The organism is Streptosporangium subroseum, from assembly GCF_900188345.1.
In the GTDB taxonomy this organism is placed as follows: Bacteria; Actinomycetota; Actinomycetes; order Streptosporangiales; family Streptosporangiaceae; genus Streptosporangium; species Streptosporangium subroseum.
Map to the genome: position 1 here is coordinate 1 of NZ_FZOD01000074.1, position 25964 is coordinate 25964.

General features: G+C 68.0%; 23 protein-coding genes and 1 pseudogene. 13 read left to right on the top strand and 11 right to left on the bottom strand.

Annotated elements, in window-relative coordinates; genetic code table 11:
• Positions 1-267 (top strand): annotated as a pseudogene (locus tag CHC08_RS40875) (inositol-3-phosphate synthase); the annotation flags it as partial.
• Positions 268-367: 100 nt separating this feature from the next.
• On the opposite strand, the gene idi reads toward CHC08_RS40875, so the two are convergent.
• On the bottom strand, positions 368-949 hold the full coding sequence (idi, locus tag CHC08_RS40880) for an isopentenyl-diphosphate Delta-isomerase (protein ID WP_089212767.1): 582 nt from the start codon (positions 947-949) through the stop codon (positions 368-370).
• Between the two features lie 128 nt (positions 950-1077).
• Between idi and CHC08_RS40885 the strand changes: the two genes are divergently transcribed.
• On the top strand, positions 1078-2376 hold the full coding sequence (locus tag CHC08_RS40885) for an MFS transporter (RefSeq protein ID WP_089212768.1): 1299 nt from the start codon (positions 1078-1080) through the stop codon (positions 2374-2376).
• Here CHC08_RS40885 and CHC08_RS40890 read toward each other — a convergent pair.
• Positions 2330-3586, bottom strand: a complete 1257-nt coding sequence (locus CHC08_RS40890) for an adenosylmethionine--8-amino-7-oxononanoate transaminase (protein ID WP_245878881.1) — start codon at positions 3584-3586, stop codon at positions 2330-2332. The two genes, CHC08_RS40885 and CHC08_RS40890, sit on opposite strands and share 47 nt — an antisense overlap.
• The gene (locus CHC08_RS40895; RefSeq protein WP_089212769.1) at positions 3556-4953 is read right to left on the bottom strand and encodes a CCA tRNA nucleotidyltransferase; all 1398 of its coding nucleotides are present in this window, start codon (positions 4951-4953) and stop codon (positions 3556-3558) included. The genes CHC08_RS40890 and CHC08_RS40895 overlap by 31 nt, the downstream gene beginning before the upstream one ends.
• Before the next feature lie 160 nt (positions 4954-5113).
• On the opposite strand from CHC08_RS40895, the gene CHC08_RS40900 reads away from it, so the two are divergent.
• The 8 genes from CHC08_RS40900 to trxA all read left to right on the top strand — a co-directional run bounded on the left by CHC08_RS40900 (position 5114) and on the right by trxA (position 14314).
• Complete coding sequence (locus tag CHC08_RS40900; RefSeq protein ID WP_089212770.1) at positions 5114-5635, top strand: aminoacyl-tRNA deacylase; 522 nt, start codon at positions 5114-5116, stop codon at positions 5633-5635.
• A gap of 46 nt (positions 5636-5681) precedes the next feature.
• Positions 5682-7820 carry a DUF6049 family protein gene (locus CHC08_RS40905; RefSeq protein WP_089212771.1) on the top strand — a complete coding sequence of 713 codons (2139 nt, stop codon included), beginning with the start codon at positions 5682-5684 and terminating at the stop codon, positions 7818-7820.
• A 21-nt stretch (positions 7821-7841) separates the two neighbouring features.
• Positions 7842-9446, top strand: coding sequence for a murein biosynthesis integral membrane protein MurJ (gene murJ, locus CHC08_RS40910; protein WP_089212772.1), 1605 nt, complete (start codon positions 7842-7844; stop codon positions 9444-9446).
• Positions 9447-9641: 195 nt separating this feature from the next.
• Positions 9642-11174: a protein kinase family protein gene (locus CHC08_RS40915; RefSeq protein WP_089212773.1), complete on the top strand. Its 1533-nt coding sequence runs from the start codon at positions 9642-9644 to the stop codon at positions 11172-11174.
• Between the two features lie 114 nt (positions 11175-11288).
• The gene (sigM, locus tag CHC08_RS40920; protein WP_089212774.1) at positions 11289-11936 is read left to right on the top strand and encodes an RNA polymerase sigma factor SigM; all 648 of its coding nucleotides are present in this window, start codon (positions 11289-11291) and stop codon (positions 11934-11936) included.
• Entirely contained in the window at positions 11926-12861 is a 936-nt protein-coding gene (locus CHC08_RS40925; protein ID WP_089212775.1) for a zf-HC2 domain-containing protein, read from the top strand. Before sigM ends, CHC08_RS40925 begins: the two co-directional genes overlap by 11 nt.
• Positions 12862-13016: 155 nt before the next feature.
• Positions 13017-13949 carry a thioredoxin-disulfide reductase gene (gene trxB / locus CHC08_RS40930; RefSeq protein ID WP_089212776.1) on the top strand — a complete coding sequence of 311 codons (933 nt, stop codon included), beginning with the start codon at positions 13017-13019 and terminating at the stop codon, positions 13947-13949.
• A gap of 41 nt (positions 13950-13990) precedes the next feature.
• Complete coding sequence (trxA, locus tag CHC08_RS40935; RefSeq protein ID WP_089212777.1) at positions 13991-14314, top strand: thioredoxin; 324 nt, start codon at positions 13991-13993, stop codon at positions 14312-14314.
• Positions 14315-14604: 290 nt separating this feature from the next.
• On the opposite strand, the gene CHC08_RS40940 is transcribed toward trxA, so the two are convergent.
• Positions 14605-15225 (bottom strand): GNAT family N-acetyltransferase, encoded by a 621-nt coding sequence (locus tag CHC08_RS40940; protein WP_089212778.1) that lies wholly within the window; start codon positions 15223-15225, stop codon positions 14605-14607.
• Between the two features lie 295 nt (positions 15226-15520).
• On the opposite strand from CHC08_RS40940, the gene CHC08_RS40945 reads away from it, so the two are divergent.
• The 3 genes from CHC08_RS40945 (at position 15521) to CHC08_RS40955 (ending at position 19863) form a co-directional block, all read left to right on the top strand.
• Positions 15521-16753, top strand: a complete 1233-nt coding sequence (locus tag CHC08_RS40945; RefSeq protein ID WP_245878884.1) for an aminotransferase-like domain-containing protein — start codon at positions 15521-15523, stop codon at positions 16751-16753.
• A 394-nt stretch (positions 16754-17147) separates the two neighbouring features.
• Entirely contained in the window at positions 17148-18101 is a 954-nt protein-coding gene (locus CHC08_RS40950; RefSeq protein WP_089212780.1) for a D-alanine--D-alanine ligase family protein, read from the top strand.
• Positions 18102-18804: 703 nt separating this feature from the next.
• A complete protein-coding gene (locus CHC08_RS40955; protein WP_089212799.1) occupies positions 18805-19863 on the top strand; it encodes a threonine aldolase family protein in 1059 nt (352 codons plus the stop codon).
• Positions 19864-20698: 835 nt separating this feature from the next.
• Here CHC08_RS40955 and CHC08_RS40960 read toward each other — a convergent pair.
• The 7 genes from CHC08_RS40960 to rnpA all read right to left on the bottom strand — a co-directional run bounded on the left by CHC08_RS40960 (position 20699) and on the right by rnpA (position 25893).
• Entirely contained in the window at positions 20699-21679 is a 981-nt protein-coding gene (locus CHC08_RS40960) for a ParB/RepB/Spo0J family partition protein (RefSeq protein ID WP_089212781.1), read from the bottom strand.
• Positions 21680-21752: 73 nt separating this feature from the next.
• Complete coding sequence (locus tag CHC08_RS40965; RefSeq protein ID WP_089212782.1) at positions 21753-22679, bottom strand: ParA family protein; 927 nt, start codon at positions 22677-22679, stop codon at positions 21753-21755.
• Between the two features lie 179 nt (positions 22680-22858).
• Complete coding sequence (gene rsmG, locus CHC08_RS40970; RefSeq protein ID WP_089212800.1) at positions 22859-23557, bottom strand: 16S rRNA (guanine(527)-N(7))-methyltransferase RsmG; 699 nt, start codon at positions 23555-23557, stop codon at positions 22859-22861.
• 159 nt (positions 23558-23716) lie between these two features.
• Positions 23717-24220 carry a Jag family protein gene (locus tag CHC08_RS40975; protein ID WP_089212783.1) on the bottom strand — a complete coding sequence of 168 codons (504 nt, stop codon included), beginning with the start codon at positions 24218-24220 and terminating at the stop codon, positions 23717-23719.
• 35 nt (positions 24221-24255) lie between these two features.
• Entirely contained in the window at positions 24256-25206 is a 951-nt protein-coding gene (yidC, locus tag CHC08_RS40980) for a membrane protein insertase YidC (RefSeq protein WP_089212784.1), read from the bottom strand.
• A 4-nt stretch (positions 25207-25210) separates the two neighbouring features.
• On the bottom strand, positions 25211-25489 hold the full coding sequence (yidD, locus tag CHC08_RS40985; RefSeq protein ID WP_089212801.1) for a membrane protein insertion efficiency factor YidD: 279 nt from the start codon (positions 25487-25489) through the stop codon (positions 25211-25213).
• Positions 25489-25893, bottom strand: coding sequence for a ribonuclease P protein component (rnpA, locus tag CHC08_RS40990; RefSeq protein ID WP_338055729.1), 405 nt, complete (start codon positions 25891-25893; stop codon positions 25489-25491). Before rnpA ends, yidD begins: the two co-directional genes overlap by 1 nt.
• Positions 25894-25964 lie beyond the last annotated feature (71 nt).

The window sequence follows — 25964 nt, forward strand, 5'->3', positions numbered from 1 at the left end:
AAGTGGGCCTACGTCCGCCTGGAGGGCAAGTCCTTCGGCGACACCCCGCTGAACCTGGAGTACAAGCTGGAGGTCTGGGACTCCCCCAACTCCGCCGGCATCATCATCGACGCGGTCCGCGCCGCCAAGATCGCTCTGGACCGGGGCATCGCCGGCCCGATCCTGTCGGCCTCCTCCTACTTCATGAAGTCGCCGCCGGAGCAGTACTCCGACGACGAGGCCCGTGACTACGTGGAGAAGTACATCCGCGGCGAGGTCGAGCGCTGAGCCACGACCGGCCTGTACCGCGCCCAGGCTGAGCGTTGAACGACAAGAGCCTCCGCCCGTTCAGGGCGGAGGCTCTTCGCGATGTCCGGGTCCCGCGAGCTCAGCGGGCGGCCGGAGGAAGATCCGCGGGGTCGGCGACCGGCCAGCCGAGCGGATCGGCCCCGAGCCCGACGAGCTGGCGGACCTGCTCGCCGCACCACGGTGAGATCTCCAGGCTGTGATCGAGCACGCCGTCGGCGAACTCCTTCCACGGCATCCAGCGCACGTCCCCGACCTCGTCGGGATTGGGCACGGCATCGGCTTCGGCGAGCACCCGGTAGACCGGGCACAGCTCCCGCTCGACGATCCCGTTGTCCATGACCGCCCGATAGGAGAAGCGCGGCAGCAGCAGGTCGACGCCGCCGACCTTCAGGCCCAGCTCGTGGGAGAGCCTTCGGATCACCGCGTCCGGGAGCGGCTCGCCGGGCAGCGGGTGCCCGCAGCAGCTGTTGGTCCACACCCCCGGCCAGGTGATCTTGTGTGATGCCCGGCGGCTGAGGAGCACCTGCCCCTGCCCGTCGAACACATAGCTGGAAAAGGCCAGATGGAGGGGGGTGTCAAGGCCGTGCACCACGGCCTTGGCCGCCGTGCCGATCGCGTTTCCCTCGGCGTCGACAAGCACAACGTGTTCATCAGCTGTCACTCGATCGAGAGTACGTGATCATGCCGATCGGCGCACCCGATCACGGATACACAGGGGTGAATGTCGCAGGCACGTCTCAGGGATGTTCCCTATGCCTGAGTCAGGGTCATCACGCGTAGGCTAAGCGCGTGTCATTCGTATCCGATCTACGCGTCGTCCTGGAAGGCCGGGACTTCCGGCGGCTGTTCGGGACCCGTCTGGTCTCGCAGTCCTCCGACGGGATCTTCCAGTTCGCGGTGGCCGGATTCGCCTTCTTCAGCCCGGAGAAGAGCACGAGCGCCGTCGAGATCGCCACCGGCCTGGCCGTGCTGCTCCTCCCGTACTCGATCCTCGGCCCCTTCGTCGGCGTGTTCATCGACCGCTGGTCCCGGCGGCAGATCCTGGTCATCGCACCGCTGGTCCGCGGGGCACTGCTGCTGGCGGCCGCCGCGCTCGTCGTCGCGGACGCCCCCGACGCGGTCTTCTACGCCGCCGCGCTCGGCGTGCTCGGGGTGAACCGGTTCTTCCTCTCCGCGCTCGGGGCGTCGCTCCCGCACGTCGTCCCGGCCGACCGGCTGATGGTGGCCAACGCGGTCACCCCCACCTCCGGCACCGTGATGACCTTCGTGGGCGTGGGCGTGGGCTACCTGCTACGGACGATCTTCGGTTCCGACCACCGGGGCACGGCGGTGCTGCTGGTCGTCTCCGGCCTCATCTTCGGGCTCAGCGCGCTGATCGCCAGGACCATGGACAGAGAGCTCCTCGGGCCCGCCTACGACCCGAACCGGCCGCAGGCCCGCGAGGCCGTGCGCCACGTGCTGAGCGGCCTGGCCGACGGCGCGCGGCATCTCGTCCGCCGCCGGGCCGCCGCCGCCGCGATGGGGGCGCTGGCCACCCACCGGTTCATGTACGGCATGTGCACGGCGATGCTGATGATGCTCTCGCGCTACTACTTCGCCGAGAACGCCGAGGACGCGCTGACCGTGGTCAGCATCGTGGTCGCCACCTCCGCGGTGGGCTACTTCATGGCCATCCTGGTCACGCCGTGGGCGACCGAGCGCTTCGGCATCGAGACCTGGGTCACGGCCATGCTCGTCACCGCGGGAGTCCTGACACTGGCGCTCTGCGTGTCGTTCCACCAGTGGGGCTTCGCGGCCGCCGGCTTCGTGCTCGGCATCACCGGGCAGAGCATCAAGATCTGCGCGGACACGGCCGTGCAGCGGGACGTCGAGGACGCCTATCTCGGCCGGGCCTTCTCCATCTACGACATGCTCTTCAACGGCACCTACGTGCTGGCCGCGGCCCTGGCGGCGCTCCTGATGCCGCAGGACGGCAGGTCCCTGCTGGTGATGGGGCTCATCACCGCCGGCTACCTGGGCGGCGCGGTGCTCTACCGGATGATCACGCCGAACCGAGCGCTCGCGCCGCTGCCGTCATCGCCGTCGTGATCATTGGCAGGTCCTCGCCGATCGAGTAGGGCGGCATCGTGTAGAGCAGCCGCCCGAACGGGCGCAGCCAGACGCCATGCCGCATGACGATTTCCTGAATTCTCGTGACGTCGATGGGATCGTGGGCCTCGATGACCCCGATCGCGCCGAGCACCCGCACGTCCTTCACCCCGGGAGCCCGTACGGCCTCCGCCAGCCCCTCCGTGAGGCCGGCCTCGATCCGCTTGACCTCCTCGCGCCACGGACGCTCCTGGAGAAGCTCCAGGGAGGCGCTCGCGACGGCCGTGGCCAGGGGGTTGCCCATGAAGGTCGGCCCGTGCATGAGCACGCCGATGCCCTGCGCCACCCGCTCCGTGCAGAGCGTCGCGGCCAGCGACATGTAGCCGCCGGTCAGCGCCTTGCCCAGGCACATGATGTCCGGCCTCACCCCGGCGTGGTCGCAGCCGAACAGCTCCCCGGTCCTGCCGAACCCGGTGGCGATCTCGTCGGCGATCAGCAGGATGCCGTGCTCGTCGGCGAGCTCGCGGAGCCTGCGCAGGTACGACGGGTGGTAGAAGTGCATGCCGCCCGCCCCCTGGACGACCGGCTCCACGATGATCGCCGCCAGCTCGTGGGCGTGCCGGGCGACCATCTCGTCCAGCCGGGCCAGGTAGCCCTCGTCGAACTCGGCCGGCGGCCGTTCGGCGAACACGTGCTGCGGCAGCACGTCCGAGAACAGGTGGTGCATGCCGTTGACCGGGTCGCAGACGGACATCGCCCCGAAGGTGTCGCCGTGGTAGCCGCCCCTGACCGTGAACAGACGGCTCCTGCCCGTGAACTGGAACGCCATCTTGATCGCGACCTCGACGGCCACCGAGCCGGAGTCGGCGATGAACACCTTCGGCAGGCCCGTCATGGTGGCCAGGGTGTGCGCCAGCCGTACGGCGGGCTCGTGGGTGAGCCCGCCGAACATGACGTGCGCCATGTCCCGCAGCTGGTCGGTCAGCGCCCGGTTGAGCCTGGGGTGGTTGTAGCCGTGGATCGCCGACCACCAGGACGACATCCCGTCGACCAGCTCCCGCCCGTCCGCGAGCGTCAGCCGTACGCCGTCGGCCCCGGAGACCACGTGCACCGGCGCCTCCTGCGGCACCGGTGCGTAGGGGTGCCACACGTGCTCGCGGTCCAGGTCGGAGATGGTGTTCAGGAGCCGATTCCGTTCTCTCGGGCCCACTCGCGAAGGGCCTCGGCCGCGGCCTCCTTGCCGATCACACCCCGGTCCAGGCGCATCTCCAGGAGAAACTTGTAGGCGAGCCCGATCACCGGGCCCGGCGGGACGCCGAGCTGTTCCTGGATCTCGTTGCCGTCGAGCTCGGGACGGATCTTGCCGAGCTCCTCCTCGTCGGCCAGCCGGGCGATGCGCTCCTGGAGCTGGTCGTAGGTCCGGGACAGGGCCTGGGCCTTACGCGTGTTGCGGGTGGTGCAGTCGGCGCGGGTCAGCCTGTGCAGGCGCTCCAGCAGGTGCCCCGCGTCCCGGACGTAGCGGCGGACGGCCGAGTCGGTCCACTCGCCCGTGCCGTACCCGTGAAAACGCAGGTGCAGCTCCACCAGGCGGGACACGTCGGCCACCACGTCCTTGGGGAACTTCAGCTCCGTCATGCGCTTCTTGGCGAGCTGGGCGCCGACCACCTCGTGGTGGTGGAAGGAGACCCGGCCGCCGGACTCGTGACGGCGGGTCTTGGGCTTGCCCACGTCGTGCAGGAGCGCGGCCCAGCGCAGAACCCTGTCGGGACCGCTCTCCTCCAGGTCGATCGCCTGCTCCAGCACGATCAGCGAGTGCTCGTAGACGTCCTTGTGCCGATGGTGCTCGTCGATCTCCAGGCGGAGCTTGGGCAGCTCGGGAAGGACGTGGGCGGCGAGACCGGACTCGACGAGGATCCTGAGCCCCTCGCGGGGGTGGTCGCCGCAGATGAGCTTGTCCAGCTCCTCGCGGATCCGCTCGGCGGAGACGATCTCGATCCGCTCGTCCATCGCGGTCATCGCGGCGAACGCCGCCGGGTCCACGGCGAAGCCGAGCTGGCTGGCGAACCGGGCGGCGCGGAGCATCCGCAGCGGGTCGTCGTCGAAGGACCGCTCCGGGGGACCGGGCGTGCGCAGCACCTTGGCGTGCAGGTCGTCGAGGCCGCCGTGCGGGTCCACGAACTCGCGGGACGGCAGGCGCAGCGCCATCGCGTTGACCGCGAAGTCGCGCCGGGCCAGGTCGCCCTCCAGCGTGTCGCCGTAGACGACGTCGGGCTTGCGCGACTTGGGGTCGTACGACTCGCTGCGGTAGGTGGTGATCTCCAGCAGCCAGCCGCCCTTGCGAACGCCGACCGTGCCGAAGTCGATGCCGATCGTCCAGATGGAGTCGGCCCAGTCGCGGATGAGCTCCAGGACCGTCTCCGGGCGGGCGTCCGTGGTCAGGTCGAGATCGTTGCCGATCCTGCCCAGGAACACGTCTCGGACGGAGCCGCCCACGAGGGCGATCTGGTAGCCCCTGGCGGCGAAGAGTTCGCCGAGTTCGTCAGCCACGGGAGCGATCTTCCGGAACAGCTCGCTCATGCCGTGGCGCTGATTCTCAGTCAGATTTGAAAGGGACAAGCCGGGTAGGTCCTTTGGTTACGGAACATGTTCCCCTGCGGGGATACACCTGAAGCGATCACCAGGTTACGGTCAGTCAGGAGATTCTCGGGGGCCGTGCGTCGAGGCAAGGAGCACACACATGAAGGACGCCCTCGCGATCCACCGTTGGCTCCTGGCCCACCAGATCCATCATGAGATCGTACGCCTTCCACGCGCGATGACGTGTGCCGATGAGCTTCCCGAGGTGCTGTCCGCGAGCCCCGCGACCTGCGTGGAGGTCACGGTCTTCGAGGTCACGACGCGAATCGGCCGCGAGCCCGCCGCGGTCGTCGCCTCGGTCGGCTCCCCTCCTCGGCCCGACATGATCGGGGGCATTCTGGGCGCCCGGCGGGTCCGTCCGGCCTCGGCCTTCACCGTGAACTCCGCCACCGACTACGCCTCCGGCCTGGTCTGCCCGCTCCTGTTGCCCCGCGAGCTGACCGTGCTGGTGGACGAGCGCCTCGGGGCGACCTCGGAGCTGGTTTACACCCCTACCGGAGAGCGCCGCACAGCGCTCCTGATTCGCGGAGATCACCTGGTCACCCTCATCTCGGGCAAGACCGTCGACCTGGCGAGGCCACGCTCCCGAAGAGAGCCGGTGACCTTTCCCCTCGCCGGATAGGCCATAGCATTGCGGGCGTGCGCCGTACTCCATCCCTGGCCGGCACGTGATCCGCAAGGCCACGCTGCTCGCCGTGCTCACCACCACGCTGCTCCTGTCCGCGGCCGTGGGTCTTCCTGGTGCGGTGAACGCCCAGGCGGCGGCGGGCCGTGCGAATCCGCAGATCGTGCTGGAGTCGACCGGCCCCGACGTCCCTCGCGAGCCGACCACCCAGATCAAGATCTCCGGGTCCCTGGTCAACACCGGTACCCAGACCCTGGACGGCATGCGGATCCGGATGCACTACGCGTCGCAGCCGTTCGCCCGGCGTGTCGACATGGAGGCCTACCAGGCCGGCCAGGGAGACGAGCCCGCCGCCTGGCGCGACGAGCGCTACCAGCAGTCGATCGCGCCCTCGGGGAAGCTGCCGTGGGAGTTCGTCTTCACCCCGCAGATGCTGGGCATCTCCCGCTTCGGCGTCTACCCGATCACGATCGAGGTCAGGAAGGTCGTCAACGGGCTGGACCAGCAGGTCGCCGCCCAGCGCACCCTCCTGACCTACATGCCCAAGGACCTCCAGGTGCCCCGCACCAAGCTCGCCATGGTCCTGCCGATCGTCGACCAGCCGCACCGGGCCGACGACAACACCTTCATCGACGAGAACCTGCCCGCGTCCCTGGCCACCGGCAAGCGCCTCGGCGACCTGCTGAAGATCGCGCAGGACACCGCCTCGGCCAAGGGCATCACCTGGGTGGTCGACCCCGCCCTGCTCGACGACGCGCAGAAGACGGGCAGGGCGCACACGGTCCTGTCGAAGGACACGACCCGGCGGCTCCCCGCGGACACCGAGGCCGTCACGTGGCTCGCCGGCCTGCGCACGGCTCTCCAGGACCATCCGGTCGTGGCCACCCCCTACGCCGACCCCGACGTGACGGCCCTGGCCCACAACGGCGTCGACGACTTCACGAGGATCGCGATCGCGCAGGCCGGCAGCGTCGCCAAGGACATCCTCGGGCGCGATGTGATCACCGACGTCAACTGGCCGGTGAACGGGATGGTCGACTACGACGGGCTGGACCTGCTGGCCACCGGTGGCGTCGACACCGTGCTGCTCAACGTGCTGAACCTGCCGCCGGTGATGGAGCCGGCCACCACCCCCGACGCCTTCTCGACGGTGCAGAGCGTGAACGGCCCGGTGACCGCCATGGTCGCCGACCCGGGCCTGAGCGAGGCCCTCGGGGCCGTCACCTCCACCCCCGGCACGGCGCTGCTGGGCCGCCAGCGTTTCATCGCGGAGACCGCGATGATCGCTTCGGAGCCCGTCACCACCACCAGGACCGTGATCGCCGCCCCGCCCCGGCGCTGGGACCCGGATCCGGCCTACGTGAGCGACCTCGTGAAGACGGCCGCCGCCCTGCCGTGGCTCGCTCCCGCCACGCTCGACACCGCGAAGCCGGGCAAGGGCGTTCCGACGCCCCGGGCCGGCCTCACCTACACCGACCAGGATCGGCGCAAGGAGCTCGGCAAGCCGTACATGACGGTCGTCAAACGGACCAACACCCGCGCCGGCCTGACCGCCGCGATCACCACGGCCGAGGACTACGAGGGGTTCGACCAGGCGCTGCTCCGGCTCGTGTCCTCCGCCTGGCGCGGCAGGCCGGGGACCGCGGCGCCGTACGCCGAGCGGGTCGGCGCCACGGTCGACGACCGGGTCGGAAAGGTCACGATCACCGGCACCGAGCAGTCCAGGCTCCGCACCCTGGCGGGCGCCAACGGCGAGGTGCCGATCAGCGTCCACAACGGGCTGACGGGCACGAGCAGTCGGGTCTCGGTCCGGCTCAAGGTGACCCCTAACCAGCGCGATCTGCTGACAATCGAGAAGTACAAGGACAGCGAGGACGACCTGATCGTGATCGAGGGCGGTCACAATCGGATCATCCGGGTTCCGATGACCTCCACGGGCAGCGGCCAGACCACCGTGACGGTCCAGCTCACCACCTCCGACGGCCGCAAGTACGGTAAGCCGGTCGAGCTGACCGTGCGGACCACCGGCTACGCCGGGATCGCCCTGTTCATCGTGGGGGCGGCACTCGTGGTGATGCTGGCCGCCGTCGTCATGCGCATCCTGCGCCGCCGTGGGGGTCGCCGCGCCGCGGCGGCCCGCTCGCCGAGGCGCGAGAGCGCGCCGGCCGGCTCCGAGTCCTGAGCACCTAGCAGAGGAAAACGCATGAGCAGGGTCCTGCGTGCGAGCGCGATCATGGCAGCCGGGACGATGGTCTCGCGGGTCACGGGTTTCGTCCGTACGGCGGTGCTCGCGGCGGCCATCGGCACCTTCGCGCTCGGCGACGCCTACAACGTGGCCTATACGATCCCGCTCATCCTGTTCGACTTCCTCATCGGCGGGATCCTGAGCAGCGTCGTGGTACCGATGATCATTCGGCGCCAGAAGAGCGATCCCGACGGAGGCCGCGCCTACGAGCAGCGGCTGATGACGCTCGGCGTCATCGCGCTGACGGTGGTGGCGGTGGTCGCGGTCCTGCTGGCCGGGCCGCTGATCAGCCTCTACAGCACCGACTGGAACGCCAGGAAGACCGAGGTCGCGGTCACGCTGGCCCACTACATCCTGCCCCAGATCGCCTTCTTCGGCATCGGGGCGATCGCCGGGGCGATCCTCAACACCCGTGACAGGTTCGCCGCCCCGATGTGGGCGCCGGTGCTGAACAACATCGTGATGATCGGCGTCGCGGTCGTCTACTACGTGAAGCTGGGCGGCGCGGGCACGGACGTCAACACGGTGACCGACGCCGACCTGCTGCTGCTGGGCCTCGGCACCACGGCGGGCATCGTGGCGCAGGGCATGGTCCTGGTCGTCTCGCTGCACCGGGTGGGCTTCCGGTTCCGGCCCCGGCTGGACCTGCGCAACGCCGGGCTCGGCGAGATGGGCCGGACCGCGGTCTGGACCTTCGCCTACGTCGGGATCAGCCAGATCGGCTTCCTGATCACCACCAGGCTCGCGACCGGCGCGGGCGAGCAGGTGCCGGGCGCGGGCAACTCCGCCTACTCCTACGCCTACCAGTTCTTCCAGCTCCCCTACGGGATCATCGCGGTCTCGGTGATCACCGCGATGCTGCCCAGGATGAGCAGGGCCGTGGCCGAGGGACGGCTGGAGTCGATCAGGGAGGAGTTCTCCTCGGGCGTCCGGCTGGTGTCGGCACTGCTGGTGCCGGCGGGGCTGCTGCTGATGGTGCTGGGCCCCGCCGTGACCGTGCTGATCTTCTCGTGGGGCAACATGACCGTCGACTCGGCGGTCTACATCGGCAACGTGCTGCAGATCTTCGGACTGGCGCTGGTCCCGTTCTCGATCTTCCAGCTCCTGCTGCGCGTCTTCTACTCCTTCGGCGACACCCGCACGCCGGTCTTCCTCGCCCTCGGCAACGTGGCGGTGAACGCCACGCTCAGCCTCGTGGCCTACTACACCCTCCCGCCGCGTTACATCGTGATGGGCCTGGCCCTGGCGTTCACCATCGCCTACGTGGTGGGCACCGCGGGCGCCTGGGCCCTCGCGGGCCGCCGCGTACAGGGCCTCGGGGGGCGCGAGGTGGCCCATGGGCTGTCACGGATGTACGTGGCCGCGGTACCGGCCGCGGCGGTCGCGCTCGGAGTTCTGTGGCTCACCCAGGAGCTGACCGACCTGAACGCGCTGAGTGCGGCCATCATGCTGGCCGCGGGCGGAGGTCTCGGTATGGTTCTTTACCTGGTGATCGCTCACCGGATGCGCATCCCCGAGGTGAGTTCGATCGTTGGAATGGTTGCAGGACGGGTAGGCCGGTAACCCCAAGACTTGTCCCAAGCGTCTGACAAGGCGAACACGGGCGGAACCGGCGCGGGACTACCATGGTGCGACGCGTGTGGTGACATGCGGCTAATGGAAGCAGGAGGGCGTGGGCGGATCCACCCGGCATCATGCGATGTGTCCTAATTTGCCGACCTGGCCTGGTGCTGTCGTGTTCTCAGTTGCGGAGCGTTCATGAGTCCCTCCGCCGTCGAACCCGGCACGAAGCTGGCTGAGCGCTTCCGACTGGAAGATCGTGTCCACGAGTCGGGCGGAGCCACGCTGTGGAAGGCCATCGACGAGGTGCTCGCCCGGCCCGTCGCCGTCCACACCTTCGACCCCGACTTCCCCCGCCTGATCGAGGTGGTCACGGCCGCGCGCGTGGCCAGCAGGCTGACCGACCCCAGGCTGACCCAGGTCTTCGACGCCACCGAGGACGACGGTCACTCGTACGTCGTCAGCGAGTGGGTGAGTGGCGAGGACTTCAGCGACATGATCGCGGGCGGCCCGCTCGACCCCGAGCGGGCGGCCTCGCTGGTCGCCGAGGCCGCCGAGGCGATGGCCCACGCCCACGAGGCGAACCTCGCGCACCTCTGCCTGACCCCCGAACACCTGGTGTGGACGGCGGGCGGCACGGTCAAGCTGCTCGGCCTGGGCATCGACGCCGTCCTGGTCGACGTGACGAGCGACGACCCCGCCCGCACGGACACCGAGGGTCTCGGCCGCCTGCTGTACGCCGGGCTGACCGGCCACTGGCCGGGCGACGAGCAGGACAGCGGCGGGCTTCCGGTCGCCCCCATGGACGACGGGCACTTCTGCACGCCGCGCCAGGTCACCGCGGGCGTTCCCGGGTATCTCGACACCATCGTCTGCAGGGCGATGCTGCCGGAGAGCAAGCGGGGGCTCGACCCGCTGACGACACCCGCGGAGCTCGCCGAGGCCCTGGCCTCGGTCTCCCGGCCCGCACCGCTGCCCATGCCGACGCCGATGCCCATGGCGCCGCTCCCGGTGGCGTCCTCACGCTCCGAGGGCCTGGACATCGCCGCGCCCTCGCGCGACGGCATGTCCTCCCCCACGCAGCACCAGCACCAGCGTCAGACGCGTCAGACGGGCGGCGGGCTGCTCAGCAAGATCGCCATGACCGTGGTCGTGCTGCTGGCGATGACGGCCGTCGGACTGGGCGCCTGGACGCTCGGACGCAGCTTCGGCAACGCCGGGGGCCCGTCCGCCGGCGAGAGCACCGCTTCCGCCTCTCCCAGCGCTCCCGCCGCGGCCACCGGCACCCGCGAGGTGAAGCCCAAGTCGGTCTCAGGCTTCGACCCGCTGGGCGACGGCCCGGAGGGCGACGCGCACACCCAGAACGCGATCGACGGCAAGAGTTCCACCGACTGGCACACCGAGACGTACAACAACACCCCCGACTTCGGCGGGTTGAAGGATGGCGCCGGCCTCCTGCTCGACATGGGGGAGTCCGTCCCGATCAGGCAGGTCTCGATCGAGTTCGGTGGCACCCCCGGTGGCACCGCGGAGCTCAGGCTGGGCGACGCGAAGGACCTCAACGAGCTGGCCGTGACCGGAAAGCCCACCGACGCCGTGGGCAAGAAGGAATTCAGCTTCGGAACCGCGCAGAAGAGCCGCTACGTCCTGATCTGGTTCACCAAGTTGCCCCCCTTCGAGCGGGGGTTCCGTGGTTCGGTGCTCGATGTGAAGATCCTCGCAACCAAGTGAAACCAGTGCGGTTTGATCTGTTTTACCCGACTTTTTGCAGATCGTTGAAGATTTCATGGCACCATCTATCACGTAGTGGTGTTCTCCCCGGACCGGTATAGCAGGACTCTTCTTGTGAATTCCCCACCTGAGACCCCGCCAGCGGCGGAGCAGCAGGCAGCTCGGGCACTCGTGTCCGACGCCGATCTGCTGACCCGGCACATCGCCGGGGATCCGCACGCCTTCAGTGAGATAGTCAAGCGACATAGAGACCGCATGTGGGCGGTCGCCCTGCGCACGCTGGGCGACCCCGACGAGGCGGCCGACGCCGTACAGGACGCTTTTGTCTCGGCCTATCGCAAGGCCGACAGCTTTCGCGGCGAGGCGGCCGTCACCACGTGGCTGCATCGCATCGTGGTGAACGCCTGCCTCGACCGCATGCGCAGGAAATCAGTACGCCCGGTCGCCGACGACGAGCTCGTGGAGGCCGCGGAACGCGACGCCCCGGTGCTCGACCAGACAGCCGAGCGCGAGGTCTCCATGGAGGTCTCGGCCGCTCTGAAGCTGCTGCCGTCGGATCAGCGGGCCGCGCTGGTGCTCGTGGACATGATGGGCTACTCCGTGGACGACGCGGCCCAGGTCCTGGAGGTGCCGAGCGGCACGGTGAAGAGCCGATGCGCGCGTGGACGCGCGAAACTCGCTCCGATTCTTTCGCATCTACGGAACCGATCCGACCTGTCTCGCGTCTCATCCGCGAAGGGAGCAGAACTTCGTGACGTGTGATTCGCACTATGATCTGGAGCTCTTGGCCGAACTGGCCGAGGGTCTTCTCGACGCCGCCACGGCCTTGCAGGTACGCGAGCATCTCGCGATCTGCGATCCCTGTGGTGAAAGCCTCGCCGACCTCGCAGCGGTCCGAGAGGTGCTCGCGGCGACGGCCACACCGGCGATGCCTATGGGAGTCGCGCTCAGGATCGACCGCGCGCTGGCCGCCGAGGCTGACAGCTTCCGTGGAGGTGGAGTGGGCCTGGTGGAAGCACCGGCCTGGGACGACATGATGCGGGACGCGCCCTGGGAGACGACGTCCCTCCCGCAGCCGGCGTGGAAGACGACATCCTCTCCTGAACCGGAGTGGGAGACGCCCTCTGAGCCCGAGCCGGAGCCGGTCGTACGACTGGGGGTCGTCGGCGACGACGGCACCATCGTTCCGGCCAGGCAGCGCAAGGCCACGCGGCGGCAGACCACGCGACGGCGCCGGTGGGCGATGCCCGCCGCGGCGGTGGGCGCGGCGGCGGCGGTGATCGGCGCGGCCGTGATGACGACCAGCATGCTCTCCGCGACCGGTACGGACGGTCCTCCGGTGGTCGCCCTGCCTCCATCGGTCGACAACCTGCAGTACACGCTGACGGACAGCAACTGGAACTACACCGACGGCGAGCTCAAGGGTCCGTTGCTGGACTACATCGGTCCGGTGACCATGACCGAGCAGGACGGCATGACCCAGAACTCCAAGCTCGCCCAGTGTGTGAAGGCGGTCTCGAAGAAGGTCGGCACGTCGCCCTTCGCCGTGGACCAGGGCTTCTACAACGGGCAAGAGGCGAACATCCTGGTCTTCTGGCGCGACAAGGCCAAGAACACGGTGGACGTCCACGTCGTGGGACCGGAGTGCGACAACGTGCGCAAGCCCGCTCTCGCACACTGGAAATAACCGGCTTGTAGGTAATCCGCGGGGAAAGACCTCGTTCGATCCTGGGAAGGCCCGGCACGGATTCGTCCGTGCCGGGCCTTCGCCGCGTTACGGGGAATCACCGACGCCTAGGATCTGTTGACGCCACTGGCAATGACATAGGGAAGGGCACAGCAGTGATGGACGTCCGGAATGTGATCATCATCGGATCGGGTCCCGCCGGTTATACCTCGGCTGTGTACTCCGCCCGTGCCGACCTCAACCCCCTCGTCTTCGAGGGGTCGGTCACCGCCGGCGGCGCGCTGATGAACACCACAGAGGTGGAGAACTTCCCCGGCTTCCCCGACGGCATCATGGGCCCCGACCTCATGGACGGTCTGCGCAAGCAGGCCGAGCGGTTCGGCGCCGAGCTGATCGCCGACGACGTGGTCGAGGTGGACCTGACCGTCACGCCGAAGGTCGTCAAGACCGCCACCGACACCTACTACGCCAAGGCCGTCATCCTGGCCATGGGCTCCGGCTACCGCGAGCTGGGCGTGCCCAACGAGAAGCGCCTGTCCGGCCACGGCGTCTCCTGGTGTGCCACCTGTGACGGCTTCTTCTTCCGCGGCCAGGACATCGTGGTCGTCGGCGGCGGTGACACCGCCATGGAGGAGGCCACCTTCCTCACCCGGTTCGCCGCCTCGGTGACCATCGTGCACCGCCGTGACGAGCTGCGCGCCAGCAAGATCATGCAGGACCGCGCGTTCGCGAACGAGAAGATCCGCTTCGTCTGGGACAGCGAGGTCGTCGAGATCCTGGGCGAGGCCAAGATCAGCGGAGTCCGCCTGCGCAACCTCAAGACCGGCGAGGAGAACGAGCTCGCGGCCAGCGGCCTGTTCGTGGCGATCGGCCACGACCCCCGCACCGAGCTCGTCAAGGGCCAGGTCGACCTCGATGACGAGGGCTACATCAAGGTCGCCTCCCCCACCACGCGCACCAACCTGGACGGCGTCTTCGCCGCGGGCGACGTGGTCGACCACACCTACCGTCAGGCGATCACCGCCGCGGGCACCGGATCCGCCGCGGCGCTCGACTCCGAGCGCTGGCTGTCCGACCACGACAACTGATTCGAACCGCATCACCGCACAACAGAGGGAGAGCAGGAACCTTGGGCGCAATCGAGCACGTGACCGACGCCAGCTTCGACGCCGACGTCCTGAAGAATGACAAGATCGTGATCGTCGACTTCTGGGCCGAATGGTGCGGCCCGTGCCGGCAGGTCGCCCCTATCCTCGAAGAGATCGCGAACGAGCAGGCCGAGAAGCTCACCGTCGTCAAACTGAACGTCGACGAGAATCCGGCGACCGCCGGCAAGTACGGCGTACTCCAGATTCCGACTCTGAACGTCTATAAGAACGGAGAGGTTGTGAAGCAGATCATCGGCGCCAAGCCGAAGGCCATGCTGCTTCGCGAGCTCGAGGGCATCATCTAGGCCCCCTGCGGCTGATCGCACCCCACGGCGCTGCCGTACCACCCGCTTCCGAGCGGCAACACCCACCCAAGTGAGAGCCCCCTCGCCACCCACGGCAGGGGGCTTTCACATGGTGCGACGGGCTTCCCCGGGGTCAGGGCGGAACGGCTCTCGCCTGTTTCCGCATCACCTCACGGCTCTCGCACGTTTCCGCCGATCGCCTCGCGGTCGGGACGGGGCCCTCACGGGTTCCGCTGTTCTCTCACGCTCGGCAGGCTCCGGCAGTCGCGTTCCGCGGGCTCCAGATCGCCTCAGACGGGTCGCAGCGCCCTCTCCGGGCTCATGGAGCCCAGGAGCCTCTCCAACGCCACCTCGACGTCCTCGCGCCACGAGACGGCATTCTTGAGCTCGAGGCGGAGGCGGGGGAAGCGCAGATGCGGCCGGACCGTCTTGAATCCCACCGAGAGCAGGTAGTCGGCGGGCATCAGGCAGCCCCCCGGCTGCTCCCATTTCAGGTCGCCGAACGCCTCGATCGCCCGCACCCCGCGCCGGGTCAGATCCTTGGCCACGCCCTGGACCAGCATCCGGCCCAGGCCGCCGCCGGAGAACTCCGGGATGATGTGCGCGGTCATCAGCAGCACGGCGTCGGCGCTGACCGGCGAGGTCGGGAAGGCGACCGAACGCGGCACGTAGTGCGGCGGCGCGTAGAGCACGAAGCCGGCCGCCACCCCGTCCACGTAGACGATCTTTCCGCAGCTCCCCCACTCCAGGAGGGTGGAGGAGATCCAGGCCTCTTTCTCCAGCCCGGGATCACCCGCCTCGACGGCTCGATCCGCGCCTACGGGATCCAGCTCCCAGAAGACGCACCGGCGACAGCGGCGCGGCAGGTCGTCGAGATTGTCCAGGGTGACGTTTGCCAGCCGACGCGACACCTGTTGGCCCCAATCCTGGCGAGACGAGTGCAAGCCATGGCGAAAAACGCGTGAAAACCGCGTCTCCAGCTGGCATCGTAACCCAGGGCGGGTACTGATTTCAGAGGGTCCCATCCCCACACGCAGACGACTACAGCCACTGTCATACTCTGGTTTCTCTGGCATGAGCACCGTGTGCTCCACATGAGCTAGGAGGTGGACCGTGCCGCAAGAATCCGATCACGGTCAGACCATCGCGACCCAAGGGTCACGAATCGACGCCTACGTGGACCGGTACGCAGCACGAGCTACCGGAATGGTCGCCTCCGAGGTTCGAGCACTCTTCGCCGTCGCGTCGAGGCCGGAGGTCGTCTCGCTGGCCGGCGGCATGCCGTACGTCACCGCTCTTCCCCTCGACGTCGTGGGAGAGCTCGTCGCCGATCTGATCGCGAAGCGCGGCCCGGTCGCGCTCCAGTACGGCTCCGGCCAGGGTGACCCGCATCTGCGCGAGCAGATCTGCGACGTCATGCGCCTGGAGGGGATCGAGGCCAACTCCAACGACGTCGTCGTGACCGTCGGCTCCCAGCAGGCCCTCGACCTGATCACGCGCATCTTCATCGACCCCGGCGACGTCGTGCTCGCCGAGGGCCCCTCCTACGTGGGCGCGCTGGGCACCTTCGCCGCCTACCAGGCCAAGGTCGTCCATATAGCCATGGACACCGAGGGGATCATCCCCGAGTCCCTCGCCCAGACCATCTACGCGCTGCAGACCGCGGGCAACCGGATCAAGTTCCTGTACACGATCCCCACGTTCCAGAACCCCGCCGGAGTGACGCTCAACACGGCGCGCAGGCACCAGGTGCTGGAGATCTGCCAGCGATCGGGCGTGCTGATCGTCGAGGACAACCCGTACGGCCTGCTCGGCTTCGACGGCGAGCCCATGCGGGCGCTGCGCGCCGACAACGCCGACGACGTCGTCTATCTCGGCTCGTTCTCCAAGACCCTCGCCCCCGGCTTCCGGGTCGGCTGGGCGCTCGCCCCGCACGCCATCCGCGACAAACTGGTGCTGGCGATGGAATCGGCGGTCCTGTCGCACTCCTCCTTCACCCAACTCGCCGTCGGACAGTATCTCGCCACCCAGCCCTGGCGCGAGCAGATCAAGACCTTCCAGGAGCTCTACCGCGAGCGGCGCGACACCATGATCAGTTCGCTTGAGGCCTTCATGCCCGCCGACTTCACCTGGACCCGCCCCGGTGGCGGGTTCTTCGTCTGGGCCACGCTTCCCGAGGGGCTCGACTCCAAGGCGCTCCTGCCCCGCGCGGTCGCCGAGAGAGTGGCGTTCGTGCCGGGCACCGGATTCTTCGCCGACGGCAGCGGCGCACGCCACATGCGGCTGTCCTACTGCTATCCGGAGCCCGATCGCATCCGGGAGGGCGTTCGCCGCCTGGCCGGGGTGATCGAGCAGGAGCTCCGCGTGCGCGACACGTTCGGAGCCAGCTCGTCTCCCGACCACGTCGGAGTCGACACCCCGGGCCCCGACCTCGCGTAGCCCTCTCCAGCGGGCGCCCCCGGAACGCGGGGCGTCCTCAGGGCGGGGCGTTCTCAGGACGCGGGCTCTCGGGGCACAGAGCGTCTCGGGGAGACGCTTCGTGACGCAGGCCCTGAGACACGGGGCACCTCGAAACGCAGGCACCTTGAGGCGCACAGGTACCCGGGGCGCGGGCGCATGGTGCGTGAGCGCATGAGGCGCGGGCGTATGGCGCGCGGGCGCACGGCGCGACACGGGATCGCCCGGCCCGCGCACACCGGTGCGACGCTGTACCGTACGGTGACTTCCTGTGCCGTTGTGCGGTGATCGATCCCGGTCCTCACGGGAAGATCGGACCGCGCGCGGTGAGCGACCGGACAGGCTCGGAGCGGGCCTTAACGAGAGGTAACTTCGGATGAGTGATCTGGGCCACGTGCTCGTCCTGGCAGGCGGACTGTCCTACGAGCGGGAGGTCTCCCTGCGTTCGGGCCGCCGGGTGAGCGAGGGGTTGCAGGGGGCGGGGGTCTCCGTGGAGACCCGCGACACCGATGCCTCGCTGGTCCCCTCGATGCTCGCGAATCCGCCGGACGCGGTTTTTGTCACGCTTCACGGCGGAGCAGGCGAGGACGGTGCCATCCGCTCGGTGCTCGAACTCCTCTCCATCCCCTACGTCGGCGCCGACCCCGATGCCTGCAGGGTGGCTTTCGACAAGCCCACCGCCAAGACGGTCGTCCGCTCCGTCGGCCTGCGTACGCCTGACTCGGTGACGCTCCCCAAGGAGACCTTCCACGACCTCGGCGCCTCCGCCGTGCTGACCCGCATCGTGGAGCGCCTCGGCCTCCCCCTGTTCGTCAAGCCGTCCCGCGGCGGATCGGCCCTCGGCGCCTCGATCGTCCGGGTCGCCGAAGAGCTTCCGGCCGCCATGGTCGGCTGCTTCGCCTACGGTGACACCGCGCTGATCGAACGCTGCATCAAGGGCGTCGAGATCTCCGTCTCCGTGATCGACCTCGGCGAGGGGCCCGTGGCCCTGCCTCCCGTGGAGATCGTCCCCGACGACGGCACCTACGACTACGCGGCCCGCTACACCGCCGGCCACACCGAGTTCTTCGCCCCGGCCCGCCTTTCGCCCGAGGTCTCCGCCGCCTGCTCCGAAATGGCCGTGACCGCCCACACCGCCCTCGGCCTCCGTGACATCTCCCGCACCGACCTCATCGTCGACGAGGACGGCCTGCCCCACTTCCTCGAAGTCAACGTCGCCCCCGGCATGACCGAGACCTCTCTCTTCCCCATGGCCGCCGAAGCCGCCGGCGAGGATTTCGGCACCCTCTGCCGAGTGCTCCTGGAACAAGCCGCCGCCCGCGGCGCCTGACCCGGCCACTCACCCTGACTCCTCGGGGGCATCACCGCCAGACCGCCCCGACTGGTTCCCCGGGGCGCGGTGCCAGGGAGTGGCAGCCGACTTCTCCGGGGCGTCGACGCCTGGCCGCTTAACCCGACTTCTCCGGGGCGTCGACATCTGGCCGCTCAGCCCGACTTCCCTGGGTGTCGACATCTGGCCGCTCAGCCCGACTTCCCCGAGATGCCGGTCTCCGGGATTCGGTGTCCTGCCGCCCGCTGCAACCCTCCGGACGTCGGTGCCCGGCTGTCCGGAACGCCGCCCGGTTTTTTCGTCAACCGGTGCGGAAACAGATCACCTCTCCGTCCCTTGACGCGGAACCACTCTCCTGACGTGGAACCGTCGCCTCCCACCCTCAGTACGGAACAGCCTCCGGCTCTTCCCCTGTCCGACCGGCACACGACCGCCACCGTCTTCTCCCCTGTCCGACCGGTGCACGAGCGCCACGGTCTCTCCCCCGGCCGCCCGGTGCATGACCACCACCGGCTCTCCCCTGTCCGACCGGCGCACGACTGCCACGGTCTCTCCTCCGGCCGCCTGGCACACGACCACCACCGTCTCTCCTCCGGCCGCTCGACGCACGATCATCACCGTCTCTCCCCTGTCCGACCGGGCACCGATCGGACAGGGGAGGCTGCGTTCACCTCCCCAAGTCGTGCCCCCTTACGCTGGCCGTGTGCTGACCTCCACTCCTTTCCCTAAAAGTTTCGCCAGCGACAACCACTCGGGTGTGCACCCCGCCGTTCTCGCGGCCATTCTCGAAGCCAACACCGGAGACGCCCCCGCCTACGGCGGAGACGCCTGGACCGAGACGATGGAAGATGTCTTCCGCGCCGAGTTCGGCGCTCAGGCGACCACCTATGCCATGTTCAACGGCACCGGTGCCAACGTCGTGGGCCTGAGCCTCCTTCTGCGGCCCTATGACGCCGTGCTCTGCCCGGCTACCGCCCATATCAACACCAACGAGTGCGGTGCCGCTGAGCGCCTGCTGAGCACCAAGCTGATCCCTCTCCCCACGGAGAACGGCAAAATCACCGTGGAGGACATCCGGGGCCAGCTCTCCGTGATGGGCAACGTGCAACACTCCCAGCCCCGTGTCGTCTCCATCTCTCAGGTGACCGAGTGCGGCACCTGTTACACCGCGGATGAGATCGCCGAACTCGCGGAGTTCATCCACGCGCATGGACTCTTCCTGCACATGGACGGCGCCCGGCTGGCCAACGCCGCGGCCGAGCTCGGCTGCTCGATGCGCTCCCTGACCACCGACGTGGGCGTGGACCTGCTCAGCTTCGGCGGCACCAAGAACGGCGCCATGGGCGCCGAAGCGCTCGTCGTCCTCCGTTCCGACCTGGACGTCGCAACGCTGTTCCTCCGCAAGCAGGGCATGCAGCTCGCTTCCAAGATGCGCTTCGTCTCCGCTCAGCTGACCGCGCTTCTCACCGATGACCTCTGGCGCGAGAACGCCGCACACGCCAACGCCATGGCCCACCGCCTGGCCGACGGCGTAGCCGACCTCCCCGGCGTCTCCTTGCACTACCCCGTGCAGTCCAACGCCGTCTTCCCGGTTCTTCCCGAGAAGGTCATCCCGGAGCTGCAGCAGCGCTACCTCTTCCACGTCTGGGACGCGACCGAGAACGTGGTCCGCTGGGTGACCGCCTTCGACACCACTCCCGAGCACGTCGATACGTTCATCGCGGACATCCGTCTCGCCGTACGCGACGCGGCCGACGCCTGAGGGACCACCGTTTCACGTGAAACATGTGCGCCTCTCCATCGGAGGGGGCCGTGTTTCACGTGAAACACACCGTCTGAAACACCCCGTCCTTCCCTCCAGCCATAGCTGGGCCGCACAAGAGGCAAGAGGGCTGTGCGGGGGAGCGGCTCCTTGACGACTCTGTCGATGCGGGACCTGTTACACCGCGGACGAGATCGCCGAACTCGTGGAGTTCATCCACGCACATGGGCCCTTCCTGTACACGGACGGCGCCCGGCTGAACCGTAGAGACTCCCCACATTTCATAGAGGGCTGACTCTCTGGATGAAGGAGCCCCCGAAGGCCCATCGTGCCGACGTCGGCACGATGTAACCATAGAGATCCCTGCGTCCAGAGAGCGCCGACTCTGTCAGAGGCGACAGCCCCCGTGCCTCGCCGATGCGGGCCCTGCCACTGCATGGCCCATAGGGATTCCCGCATCCGTAGAGTCGGGCCTGTGCCAGTGTGTCTCGCATCTCCATCAGGGATGTCGAGGATTCCTGTGTCTATAGATCCCGGGCCTGTGGAGAAAGCGGCCTTGAAAGCCGATAGATGTGGGCGCCACCGCGACCGGGCGGGTGGGACCACGGCGATCTCGATCTCACGGAGACACAGGTCGGATAACCATTGCGGACGCCATTGCGACGGGGCGGACGGGACGACGGCGATCTGAATCCACGGAGCGCGTGGCAGATCATTTCAGGCGTCTCCACGGCCGGCTCAAGGGCGGTGTCGGGAGAACGTCGCCTACGTGACGGAAACGAGAAGCGGCCCCTGTGTTTCACGTGAAACACAGGGGCCGCTCAGACAGAGAAAGCTACTCCTCCACCAGCTGCATGGATCCCGGGGCCATCGTGCTGATGATGCGTTCCAGATCATCGATGGTGGCGAACTCCACCACGATGCGCCCCTTGCGACGGCCGAAGTCCACCTTCACCCGGGTCTCGAAGCGGTCGGAGAGACGGTCGGCGAGGTGGCGGAGAGCCGGCTCCTCGGCCGGCTTCTCTCTGGGGGCGCGCGTGGTGGGTGCGGGGGCCGCCGTGGCGTCGCCCACGGCGACGATCTCCTCGACCGCGCGGACCGACAGCAGCTCGGCCACGATCCGATCGGCAAGACGCTCCTGTGCCTTGGGGTCTGCCAGCGTGAGCAGAGCTCGGGCGTGCCCGGCGCTGATCGTGCCGGCCGAGACGCGGAGCTGCACCTTGGGAGGGAGGTTGAGGAGCCGCAGGGTGTTCGTCACGTGGGAGCGGGAACGGCCGACCCTGGTGGCGAGCTGCTCGTGGGTGGCGCCGAAGTCGTCCAGCAGCTGCCGGTAGGCCGCGGCCTCCTCCAGTGCGTTGAGCTGTTCGCGCTGAAGGTTCTCGATCAACGCGTCGAGAAGAAGCTTGTCCTCCTGCGTGCTCCGTACGATCGCGGGGATCTCGGAGAGGCCGGCGAGCTTGCAGGCTCGCCAGCGGCGCTCTCCCATGACCAGCTCGTAAGTCTCCTCGCCGGTCGCACGGACCACGATGGGCTGGAGCAGGCCGACCTCGCTGATCGACGTCGCGAGTTCTTTCAGGGCCTCTTCGTCGAAGATGTCTCTGGGCTGGCGCGGATTCGGCTCGATCTTCCCAATCGGAATCTCGAGGAAGTACGCGCCATCCACCGGCTTCAGGCCCGACTGATGGTGCTGCGGAACGGACTCCTCCGCGACCATCGTCGCGGTCGCCGATGGTGCCGCGCTCCGTACCACGGGCGGACTCGTCGGGATGAGTGCCGCCAGACCCCTGCCGCCCATACCTCTCGGCTGCTTACTCACTGCCGCTCCTCCGGCTCAAGGATTTCCGCCCAGTCGTTTCCGCGACGTATGACGGCCGCGGACCTTTCAACGCTCACACGGCCGCGCCGCGATACGCCATCTCACGGGCGGCGTCCATATAGGCCATCGCGCCGCTGGAGCCAGGGTCGTAGGTCATGACCGACTGACCGTAGCTCGGGGCCTCCGAGACACGGACGCTCCGAGGGATCAGCGTGCTCAACACCGTGTCGCCGAAGTGGGACCGGACCTCTTCGGCGACCTGGGAGGCCAGTCGGGTCCGTCCGTCATACATCGTCATCAGGATGGTGGACAGATCAAGCGAGGGATTCAAATGGGCGCGAACCAGGTCCACGTTCCTGAGCAGCTGGCCGAGACCTTCCAGCGCGTAGTACTCGCACTGGATGGGGACCAGCAATTCGTTCGCGGCCATCAACGCGTTGACCGTGAGCAGGCCGAGCGAGGGCGGGCAGTCGATGAAGACGTAATCGAAGTCAATCGCCGTGTACGCGGCCAGCGCGCGCTGAAGACGAGCCTCCCGCGCGACCATGGACACCAACTCGATCTCCGCGCCGGCCAGGTCGATCGTGGCGGGGGCGCAGTAGAGACCCGGCATGTCCGGGACCTCCTTCACGACCTCCTCCAGGGACACGTCCTCCACGAGAACCTTGTACATGTCGGGCACATCGCCACGGTGCTCGATGGACAGCGCCGTCGAGGCGTTGCCCTGCGGGTCGAGATCGACCACGAGCACTCGCTGGCCGTGCATCGACAGCGCCGCCGCCAGGTTCACCGACGTCGTGGTCTTGCCCACGCCGCCCTTCTGGTTGGCGACGGTGAATATGCGAGTCTTGGGCGGCCGCGGCCAGTCTCCATCGCGGGTCCCAGCGGAGCCTCCGGAGGCAGCCGCGGTCTTCTGGGGCGATGTTTCACGTGAAACCACTGAGCTGAGTGCCTCTCGTACCAGCGGCGAGTCGCCGGGATTAAGGGGGGTCTGGGTCACGATCGTCGTCCTTTCAACCGGCCTGACTGCGGCGGGAGCCGGTACCGGCCAGCCCAGACCAGAAGGGCGGCCATACGTCAGAACGGCGGGATTCTCGGGCCAGCCGAGGCCACACGCCGCGCTGACGATCGCACTTACACGGTCATTCACTGGCCTTGTACTCGCTTTGCTCGGTTTATCTACTGGCCTCGTGCTTGCTTCGCTCGCGAGGCGCGATCTTTCCGGCGAGAGGGCTGGCGTGCTCCCTCGGGAGCCCGACCGGCGACCACCCGGATGAGAGTTGCAGGCGGCTCGACCTTACCGTGCCCGACCGATACAAGCTCGGCCGTTTCCACCCCACTCGACCTCAATTGCGCCTCTGCGTCCGCCAATTCCTCCGCCGCCCGCTCCCCCTTCATCGCAAGCAGCTCGCCGCCATCTCGCAGCAACGGCAGCGACCACTTCAGCAACCGCCCGAGCGGTGCCACCGCTCGGGCCGAGGCCACGTCGAAGTCGAGCTTGCCCGCGAACTCCTCGGCCCGGCCTCGCAGCACCTCGACATTGCCGAGTTTCAGCGACTCCACACACTCCTGGAGGAACACCGTCCGGCGCAGGAGCGGCTCCAGGAGGGTGACGGTGATGTCCGGTCGTACGATCGCCAGGACGATGCCCGGCAGTCCCGCACCCGAGCCGATGTCCACCAGCCGTACGTCCGCGGGGACGATCTCGGAAACCACCGCGCAGTTGAGCAAATGGCGGTCCCAGATGCGCGGAACCTCACGCGGCCCGAGTAATCCGCGCACCACTCCTGGGCCGGCCAGTAGCTCCGCGAAGGCCTCCGCCCGGGACCAGGCGGCCCCGGTGAACACCTCTCGCGCAACTTCGGGCGGCTCGGGCATCTGGTCGGTCACTCGACCTCACTCTTCCTTGGAAACTGTCTGGGTCAGGCCGGTCTAAGGCTAACGGGCCGCTCCGCAGCGACACACAAAGCAGGGCACGAAAAAGGCCGTCGTCCCTGGAAAACCAGGGACGACGGCCGATTTGTGCCCGGTGTGCCGCTATGCGGGCAGGACCACCACAAAACGACGGGGCTCTTCGCCCTCGGACTCGCTGCGCAGGCCCGCCGCCGCGACGGCGTCGTGCACGACTTTGCGCTCGAACGGAGTCATCGGCTGCAGGGACTTGGGCTCGCCGTTGCGCTTGACGTCTTCGGCGATCTTTCGTCCGAGCTCGCTCAGTTCGGCCCTGCGACGCTCACGAAAGCCACCGATGTCCAGCATGAGGCGGGACCGCTCGCCCGTCTGCCGGTGCACCGCGAGGCGGGTCAGCTCCTGGATCGCTTCCAGCACCTCGCCGTTGGAGCCCACGAGGTCGCCGCCCTTGATATCCACAACCGACACCACGGCGCGGTCACCCTCGACATCCATGTCGATGTCACCGTCGATATCGGCGATGTCGAGCAGACCCTCGACGTAGTCCGCCGCGATCTCGCCTTCCTGCTCCAGCGCAGCGAGATCCGGAGCCGCCTTCACGGTCTCCTTTTCGGCCTCGGCCTCGGTCACGTCCGGCCACTCCTTCGTGCTGTCGGGATGGGTCGTCAGGACTTCTTGCTACCGGTCCGCTTACTGCGGGGCTGGCGGGTCGGCTGCTGGCGGATCGGCTTGGGCTCCGGTTCCACGGGCGGCGCCGGGGGCTCCGGGGGCGGCTTCCTGACCTTGCTCAGCAGGCTCGGCTTGGGCTCAGGAGTCGTCACGTTTCCCTTGGCGTCGACCACGGGGGAGGGGTTGCGGCTGTAGAACCAGTGTTGCTGACTCAGGGTCCACAGGTTGGTGGTGACCCAGTAAAGGATCAGGCCGAGGGGGAAGTTCAGCGAGAAGAACGCGAACAGCGGCGAGACGTACATCAGCAGCTTCTGCTGCTTCGCCATCGGGTTGTCCGGCATCTGCGCTATCGAGCGGCCCACGCTCTGCCGGACGGTGAGGAACGTGGTCAGCGAGCTGATCGCCACGAAGAACGCGAGCACGATCTTCGTCTGGATCGGGTTCGCGCCGAACGCCTCGATCTCCGGGCCGGTGCTCCAGAAGGTCGCGGGCAGCGGGGCGCCGAAGATGTGCGCATGCCGGGCACTGTCGACGAACTGCTGCGTCATGCCGAACTTGAGCTGGCCGTGCGCCATGGCGTTGAGCACGGTGAACATCGAGATGAAGATCGGGAACTGGGCCACGACCGGCAGACAGCCGCCGAGCGGGTTGGCCCCCTGCCCCTGGTACAGCGCCATGACCTCCTGGTTCATGCGCTGCTTGTCGTTCTTGTATCGCTTGCGGATCTCTGCGACCTGTGGGCCCAGCTCCTGCATCTTCTTCGACGAGCGCATCTGCTTGAGGAAGAGGGGGAAGATCAGCAGCCGCATCAGGACCGTCAGCGTGATGATGGTCAGCGCCCATGTCAGCCCGCTGTCCGGGCTGAGGACGCTGCTGTAGCCCTGATGAATCCAGATGATGACTTGGGCGACTGCTGTATATAGCCAGTTCAGCCAGGACAGCTCCACCGAGCTAGCTCCCTTGCGTTTCGTCGGACCGGCCCGGGCGTGGGGGCACCGGGTCAAAACCTCCGGGATGGAATGGGTGGCAACGCCCGATTCTCCGGATCGTCAACCATGTGCCGCGCAGCGCACCATGGACGGTCAACGCCTCAAGACCGTAAGCACTACACGAAGGATGGAAACGGCAACGGGGGCCCAGCAGAGGGCTCACGTAGGCCCGGTAGAACCGGACCGGAGCCATCAGGACCCTGGCAGCCGGAGAAATCCCGGCGGTCTGCTGCGCCGTCATCATCGCCCATCCATGCGAGTCTTGGAAGACTCTCGCCGCCTGAGTAAACGATCCAACGCGACGTCAAGCTCGGCGGCAAGGCGCTCGCTCCGCGCGGACGCGGCCGGTGGATTGGCGCGTACAACCAGCAGGCTACCTCTCGGAAGCCTGTCGAGACGGTCTCGCATGAGGTGTCTCAACTGACGTTTAACTCGATTTCGTATAACAGCGCCTCCCACGGCGCGGCTCACCACGAATCCGATCAAAGGGGGTTCATCCGCATTCGGACGCATGCTGAGGTGCGCGACCAGTGTGGGGCGGCCTGCTCGGCTTCCCTTTCTGACCGCGTTGGCGAACTCCTCGCCCCGGCGCATGCGGGACACGGACGGCAACACGAGAGACCTTGATTGACCCTCGGCAGACACGGCTGTCGCCCGCCGACATCACGGCCGGCGGGCAACGGTGCGTGGCTGCCTTGGCCCGGCGAACCGGGCGC

Bases quoted from the DNA above. Each gene is read 5' to 3' on its own strand.
- CHC08_RS40895 (WP_089212769.1), bottom strand. From the start codon at position 4,953: ATGAGCGAGCTGTTCCGGAAGATCGCTCCCGTGGCTGACGAACTCGGC.
- CHC08_RS40900 (WP_089212770.1), top strand. From the start codon at position 5,114: ATGAAGGACGCCCTCGCGATCCACCGTTGGCTCCTGGCCCACCAGATC.
- murJ (WP_089212772.1), top strand. From the start codon at position 7,842: ATGAGCAGGGTCCTGCGTGCGAGCGCGATCATGGCAGCCGGGACGATG.
- CHC08_RS40915 (WP_089212773.1), top strand. From the start codon at position 9,642: ATGAGTCCCTCCGCCGTCGAACCCGGCACGAAGCTGGCTGAGCGCTTC.
- CHC08_RS40945 (WP_245878884.1), top strand. From the start codon at position 15,521: ATGGTCGCCTCCGAGGTTCGAGCACTCTTCGCCGTCGCGTCGAGGCCG.
- CHC08_RS40950 (WP_089212780.1), top strand. From the start codon at position 17,148: ATGAGTGATCTGGGCCACGTGCTCGTCCTGGCAGGCGGACTGTCCTAC.
- rsmG (WP_089212800.1), bottom strand. From the start codon at position 23,557: ATGCCCGAGCCGCCCGAAGTTGCGCGAGAGGTGTTCACCGGGGCCGCC.
- yidD (WP_089212801.1), bottom strand. From the start codon at position 25,489: ATGACGGCGCAGCAGACCGCCGGGATTTCTCCGGCTGCCAGGGTCCTG.